General features: G+C 69.8%; 7 protein-coding genes and 1 riboswitch. Of the genes, 2 read left to right on the top strand and 5 right to left on the bottom strand.

Annotated features, from left to right (window positions below):
• From QZX62_RS01110 to QZX62_RS01095, 4 genes are all read right to left on the bottom strand, one after another.
• A partial coding sequence (locus tag QZX62_RS01110) for an ABC transporter ATP-binding protein (RefSeq protein WP_294171533.1) occupies window positions 1-299 on the bottom strand: 299 nt, incomplete at its 3' end.
• On the bottom strand, window positions 296-1,261 hold the full coding sequence (locus tag QZX62_RS01105; protein ID WP_294171532.1) for an iron ABC transporter permease: 966 nt from the start codon (window positions 1,259-1,261) through the stop codon (window positions 296-298). The genes QZX62_RS01110 and QZX62_RS01105, both read right to left, overlap by 4 nt.
• Complete coding sequence (locus QZX62_RS01100) at window positions 1,258-2,019, bottom strand: hypothetical protein (RefSeq protein ID WP_294171530.1); 762 nt, start codon at window positions 2,017-2,019, stop codon at window positions 1,258-1,260. The genes QZX62_RS01105 and QZX62_RS01100 overlap by 4 nt, the downstream gene beginning before the upstream one ends.
• Complete coding sequence (locus QZX62_RS01095) at window positions 1,988-3,817, bottom strand: TonB-dependent siderophore receptor (RefSeq protein WP_294171529.1); 1,830 nt, start codon at window positions 3,815-3,817, stop codon at window positions 1,988-1,990. The genes QZX62_RS01100 and QZX62_RS01095 overlap by 32 nt, the downstream gene beginning before the upstream one ends.
• Before the next feature lie 97 nt (window positions 3,818-3,914).
• Window positions 3,915-4,067, bottom strand: a riboswitch (cobalamin riboswitch).
• Between the two features lie 68 nt (window positions 4,068-4,135).
• On the opposite strand from QZX62_RS01095, the gene rpmE reads away from it, so the two are divergent.
• Together rpmE and QZX62_RS01085 are read left to right on the top strand one after the other, a co-directional pair.
• Window positions 4,136-4,366, top strand: a complete 231-nt coding sequence (gene rpmE, locus QZX62_RS01090) for a 50S ribosomal protein L31 (protein ID WP_294171526.1) — start codon at window positions 4,136-4,138, stop codon at window positions 4,364-4,366.
• Window positions 4,363-4,953, top strand: coding sequence for a GNAT family N-acetyltransferase (locus QZX62_RS01085; protein ID WP_294171524.1), 591 nt, complete (start codon window positions 4,363-4,365; stop codon window positions 4,951-4,953). The genes rpmE and QZX62_RS01085 overlap by 4 nt, the downstream gene beginning before the upstream one ends.
• Before the next feature lies 1 nt (window position 4,954).
• On the opposite strand, the gene QZX62_RS01080 is transcribed toward QZX62_RS01085, so the two are convergent.
• A complete protein-coding gene (locus QZX62_RS01080) occupies window positions 4,955-6,172 on the bottom strand; it encodes an acyl-CoA dehydrogenase (RefSeq protein WP_294171523.1) in 1,218 nt (405 codons plus the stop codon).
• Window positions 6,173-6,192 lie beyond the last annotated feature (20 nt).

Genomic DNA, 6,192 nt, shown 5'->3' with positions numbered 1-6,192 from the left:
CGCTCCAATCCCAAGCGAATGACGTCGCGGGCAGCGATGGGCCAGACCAACTCGCGGCTGGCGGGCAGGTAGGCCAGCAACTGCCGACGCCGTGCCGGCGTGGCGGACGCCAGCGCCTCGCCAGCGACGCGAACCTGACCGCTCGCCCGTTCGATCCCGGCAAGTGCCCGCAGCAGGCTGGTCTTGCCACTGCCGTTCGGGCCGATCAGCGCCGTCAGCGATCCGGCCGCAAGCTCAAGGCTCGTGGGCCGCAGCCGCTCCGGGATGGACAGTTCCTCCGCTGCCAGCACTGCCGTCATGCCGTCAGCCGCCAGCGCATGCGCACCACGATCCACAGGAATAGCGGCGTGCCGGCGACCGCCGTGATGACGCCGAGTGGGATCGAGCGCCCCAGCGGCGCTAGGCGAGTCAGCAGGTCGGCACCAAGCAGAAGCGCAGCCCCGATGATCGCGGCCGGCACCATGGCTCGGCCTGGGTGCCCGCCGGTCAGTCGCCGCGCGAGCACCGGCGCGATCAGGCCGACGAAGCCGACGGCGCCGCACACGGACACACAGGCGCCTACCGCCGCGGCGCTGGCGGCCACCACCTCGACCCGCAACCGCCCGGGCGCGAAGCCGAGCGAGGCTGCGACATCCTCGCCCAGCGCCAGGCTGTCCAGCGCGGCCGTTCGCGCCAACAGCAGGCTGCAGGCGAGCAGCGCCGGGACCCCGGACGCGGCGACCTGCGCCAGGCTGCGGTCGACCAGGCTGCCCATCAGCCAGGCGAAGCTGTCGTAAAAGGCGAAGGGCGAGGGCGCGAGCGCCAACAGCAGGCTGGTTGCCGCCCCCGCGGCCAGGCTGATCGCCAGTCCGGCCAGCAAGACCGTCGAGGCCTCGGCGCGGCGACCTGCTGCCAGCAACAGCAGGAGCAAGGCCAGCAGCGCGCCGGCAGCCCCGCAGGCGGCCAGCTCCAGCGGACCGGTCAGCCCGAGCCAGTAGCCGCCGACCACGGCGCCCAAGGCCGCGCCGCTGCTTCCGCCGGTGATGTCCGGAGAGGCCAGCGGGTTGGCGAACAACGCTTGCAGCGCGGCACCCGCAATGCCCAGGGTCGCGCCGTAGATCAGTGCCAGCAGGGTTCGGGGGAGGCGTAATTCGAACAGCACGGTGGCCGCCAGGCTCCGGTCTTCCTGCCAGACCGCTTGCAGCGGCCCCCATGGGAGCAGCAGCGCCACCGCGGCCAGCGCCAGTAGGAGCAGCGCGGCCGCCACCAAGCCGCGCCTCACCTGAAGCGCTCCTGTAACCGACGCACCTCGGCGATCATCGGCAGGCCGGCGCAGGTCCAGGAGCGTCCATCGACCCGGACTGTCCGGCGTTCGAGTCGCCGCACTAGTGGATGGCGGAGCCAGGCGGCATCGCGGCTCCACTGACCGCTGCGGTAGTCGCTCCGCAACAGGAGCTGGGGCGGCCTGGTTGCGAGCGTTTCAAGGGAGAGGCGACCATCGGCAAGCGCCCGCTGCTGCAGCCCGGCAAGGCGCATCCATTGCGCACCCAGGGCAGCCGGATCGAGCGACAGGCCGCCACCTCCTAGGAAGGCGACGTCGCGCGCCTTGCTCGGAGCCTTGCGGTGCAGGTCGGCAACTTGCCGCAGCAGAGGCAAAGCGCGCCGCGGGTCGCCGAGTGCGGCCGCGACCCGGACCGACTGGCGTTCGACGTCGGCGATGCTGGCGGGGTAGGGGAGGTCGAGCACCCGAATGCCGAGCCGCCGCGCAAGCAGCGCTGTGGAGCGTCCGCCACCTCCGCCCATGGTCAGCAGCAGGGTCGGACGCGGCTGCAACGCGCGCTCCAGCGAGCCGGCGTTGGCGGCATGACGCCGCGCTTCCCGCCACAGGACGGACTCCCGCGGATCCCGGCTCAAGTGGCTCACGCTGGCGATCTCGCCCGGCTTGGCCAGCAGCAGCAGATACTCGTCCGTGCACAGGTTGAGCGACGCGACCCTGAGCGCGGCGGCGCTAGCGGCCCAGAGCGACGCGAAGGCCGGCATAGGCGCTCCTTCCCTCCGTGCGGTAGCCGACCAGATCCTGGTAGTCGGCATCGAATGCATTGGCGAGGCGGCCGAACAGCTCCAGCCGCTCGTCCAGGCGCCAGCCCAAGCGCGCGCCGGCGAGCCAGTAGCTATCAAGGTCGACGAGCTCGTAGGGGAGGCTGTCGCGGCGGTCGCGGTGCTTGCCGACGAAAGCCAGGGACGCGCCGTAGGTGAGCCGCCCCGCGCGGCCGTCCGCGGCGACCGACCCGCTATGCCGGGGGCGACGCAGTTCGCGCGCGGACTGGTCGGCGCTTCGCAGCCGTTCTTCCGCATCGAGCAAGGCGTAGGTGGCGGTCAGGTTCAGCCGTTCCGACGGGCTCCAGCCGAGTTCTGCCTCCACCCCGCGTCGCTTGCTCCGGCCGTCCGCGTTCTCCGTGCTGCCGAAGTCCGCGGTGGAGACGATCTCGTCGGTCAGCCGCTGGCGGTAGGCGGTCAGCGCACCGCGAAAGGCCCCGCGGTCAAGCCGCGCCGAAACCTCCCAGCCGCGCGAACGCTCGGGCTTCAGGTTCGGGTTGCCGACGAAAAATCCCGGGTAGTAGCCGAACAGGTCGAAGAAGCTTGGCTGGGCGATGCCTTCGCTATAGCCGGCGGAGAGCTGCACACCTCCGACCGGCTCGACCAGAGCGGAGGCCCGTAGCGTGGTGCGATCCTGGAAGCGGTTGAACATGTCCCGGCGCACCGCGACGTCCGTGGCTAGCCACTCGGCCCAGCGCGAGCGCACCTCGCCAACCAAGGCGTTCTGTCTTCGATTCTGCTCCTGATCGGCGAACGGGTCAGCGGGGTTGCGCGACCGGAAAGTTTCGCGGGTGGCTTCCGCCGCGGCGATCAGTTGGTGCTCGGCCTTGCCGGTGCGCAGCTCGACCTCGCCCTGCAGGCCGGCGTTGGTGCGGCCGCCATGGGTGACGTTGACCAGGACCTCGTCGAGCAGGTTGCGATTGCGCGAGCCGAGCTTCGAAGCCCAGGCGCTGAGCGAAAGGTCCTGCCGGGTCAGTGAACCCCACAGTCGCCCCGCCGCGAGCCGGTTGCGGCTGCTGTCCAGCGTATCAGCACGCTGGAAGCTCAGGGGATCGTAGCCGTCGAACTCGCTGCGGCCCGTCGAGGCGAAGCCGGACACGCCAAGCTCCACTCCCTTGGCGGCGGCCCAGCTCAGGCGGCCGCGGGTGGACAGGTTGCGGTAGCCGTCGCGTTCGCCTCCGCCCGGACTGTCGAAGGCGTTGATCCCACGGGCGCGCTGAAGGCCGGCGGCGGCGTCGACCGTCAGGCTGTCGGCCTTGAACGCGGTACCACCACCCAGGCGGGCGAAGCCGAAGGAACCCGCCTCCGCGACCGCGCGGCTGCCCTCCGCGTCGCCGCCACTCACCGCGACCACGCCGCCGATCGCTTCGGGTCCCCACAGCGCCGACTGCGGACCCCGGACGACCTCGATGCGCGAGAGTAGGTCACTGTTGAGCAGCTCGAACCGCGGCACGTTGCCGGCGGCGGGGTCGTTGGCGCGAATGCCGTCGATGAACAGCAAAGTATGGTTGGCCTCCGCGCCTCGGATGCGGACTTCGGTGACGGAGCCGGCCGCACCGCTCGTGCTGATCGCCAGTGAGGGCACTTGCCGCAGGAAACTGACAGCGAGGGGTTCGCCCAAACGCTCGATGCGCTCGGTTCCGATCAGGGTCACGCTGGCGGGGGTTTGTCCGCCGTCTTCGAGAGCGCGGGACGCGGTTACGACGATTTCGGTGGAGGGGACGACGGCAAGTTCGGACATGGTTCAGGCTCCTGCAAACGACACACACAGTCGTCGCGGAGGCGGCCGCTCAGCAGTGAGCGGCAGTCCACGCCTTTCGCCTGACCCCGGACGGAAGAACGGACGACAGACCCGGGGCAAGTATCTGACTTGTCCGGACGGGCGCGTCCGGCTGACAGTTGCGGGCACAGCGCCGGCTTCGCACCGGCTTCCTTGGCCCCAGGTCCCGCGGCGCCTGTCGCGCCGGGGCGCCCTGCTTGTCAAGGCGGGGGTGCTGGGGTAGAGGCGCGCGGCATTCAGGAGGCTGGTCGGAACCAGCCGCAGCCAAGGACCACCAACATGAAGAGCGGGACTCACCCGGACTATCACTTCATCAATGTCGAAATGACCGACGGCACAACCTTCCGGACCCGTTCGACGTGGGGCAAGGAAGGCGACACGCTGCACCTCGACATCGACCCGACTGCGCACCCGGCGTGGACCGGCGGCAACCAGAAGCTGCTCGACAGCGGTGGCCAGGTGGCCCGCTTCAACAAGCGCTTCGGCGGGTTGACCCTCGGGAAGAAGTGACCGGCCCTACGGCCGGCCATCCCGGACTTGATCCGGGATCCAGCAAGGAAACTATCTACCGCTCGGCTCCGACGCTTGAGCGTGAGCGGCTCCGCTTGCGCGCTTGGCAGAAAGCGGACTTTCGCCCGTGGCTCTCGATCTGCGGCGAGCCTGCGGTCACCCACCATTTCGGCGGCAAGCCGATGGCAGCGGAGGACGTCTTCCGCCGTCTAACCGCCTCCCTCGGAAGCTGGATCTTGAACGGATTCGGCAGCTGGGCCGTGGAACGTCGCAGCGACGGCCGGCTGATCGGCAACGTCGGCCTGTTCACCGCCTGGCGCGACCTCCAGCCGGAGTTCGGCGAGGAACCCGAAATGGGCTGGATCTTCGCTACGGAAGCTCACGGCCAGGGCCTGGCGTTGGAAGCCGGGCGAGCGGTGCTGGACTGGGCGGAGGCCAGCCTTCGGCCCACGCCGATCTGGGCGATCATCGCGCCGGCCAACACGCCCTCATTCAGGCTCGCCGAGCGGCTCGGCTTCGAGCGGCACTCGGACACGCTCTACAAGGAGGAGCCGACGGCCGTGCTCCGCCGGCCCGCCTGGAGCTGAGCTAAAAGGCCGAGATCCCGGTGATCGCGCGGCCGAGGATCAGCGCATGGACGTCGTGCGTGCCCTCGTAGGTGTTGACCGTTTCCAGGTTGAGCAGGTGGCGGATCACGCCATATTCGGCGCTGATCCCGTTGCCGCCGTGCATGTCGCGGGCGACCCGGGCGATGTCGAGCGCCTTGCCGACGTTGTTGCGCTTGATGAGGCTGATGGTCTCGGGCACGAGCTCGCCCGCTTCCAGCCGCCGCCCGACCCGCAGTGCCGCCTGCAGGCCCAGCGTGATCTCGGTGATCATATTGGCGAGCTTCAGCTGTACCAGCTGGTTGGCGGCGAGCGGCCGGTCGAACTGCTTGCGGTCGAGCGTGTACTGGCGCGCGGCGGAGTAGCAGGCCTCGGCCGCCCCCATTGCGCCCCAGCCGATGCCGTAGCGGGCGCGATTGAGGCAGCCGAACGGGCCCTTCAAGCCTTCCACGTTCGGCAGCAGCGCGTCCTCGCCGACCTCGACTCCCTCCATGACGATCTCGCCGGTGATTGAGGCACGCAAGCTGAGCTTCTGCTTGATGGCCGGCGCGGTCAGGCCGGCCATGCCGCGCTCGAGCACGAAGCCGCGGATCTTGCCGCCGTGTGCGTCCGACTTCGCCCACACGACGAAGACGTCGGCGATCGGCGAGTTGGTGATCCACATCTTGGCGCCGCTCAGGCGGTACCCGCCGTCGATCTTCTCGGCCCGGGTACGCATGCCGCTGGGATCGGAACCCGCGTTAGGCTCCGTCAAGCCGAAGCAGCCGACCAGTTCGCCCGCGGCTAGGCCGGGAAGATACTTGCGCCGCTGCTCTTCCGACCCGTAGGCATGGATCGGGTACATGACCAGCGAGCTCTGCACCGACATGGCCGACCGGTAGCCGCTGTCGACCCGCTCCACCGCACGCGCGATCAGGCCGTAGCTGACGTAGCCCAGCCCGGCACCGCCGTACTCCGCCGGGATGGTGGCGCCGAGCAGGCCGAGCCCGCCCATCTCGCGCAGGATCTCCCGATCGAAGCTCTCGTCCAGGTAGGCGTCGGTGACCCGCGGCTGCAGCTGCTCCTGCGCGTAGCCCTCAGCGGTGTCGCGGACTAGCCGCTCGTCGTCGCTCAGCTGTTCTTCAAGTCCGAACGGGTCTTGCCAGTCGAACGGCAGTATGGCGAGTTCATGGCTCTGGGCGGGGTTCGGCGTTTTCAGCATGGACCGCTCATTACCGCCGC

The sequence above is a fragment of the uncultured Sphingomonas sp. genome, assembly GCF_902806265.1.
In the GTDB taxonomy this organism is placed as follows: Bacteria; Pseudomonadota; Alphaproteobacteria; order Sphingomonadales; family Sphingomonadaceae; genus Sphingomicrobium.
The sequence above is the reverse complement of the archived record's forward strand: the minus strand, read 5'-3'. Positions and strand labels throughout refer to the sequence as shown.

Coding starts and splice junctions, on each gene's coding strand:
- QZX62_RS01100 (WP_294171530.1), bottom strand. CDS start 2,019: ATGCCGGCCTTCGCGTCGCTCTGGGCCGCTAGCGCCGCCGCGCTCAGG.
- QZX62_RS01095 (WP_294171529.1), bottom strand. CDS start 3,817: ATGTCCGAACTTGCCGTCGTCCCCTCCACCGAAATCGTCGTAACCGCG.
- rpmE (WP_294171526.1), top strand. CDS start 4,136: ATGAAGAGCGGGACTCACCCGGACTATCACTTCATCAATGTCGAAATG.
- QZX62_RS01080 (WP_294171523.1), bottom strand. CDS start 6,172: ATGCTGAAAACGCCGAACCCCGCCCAGAGCCATGAACTCGCCATACTG.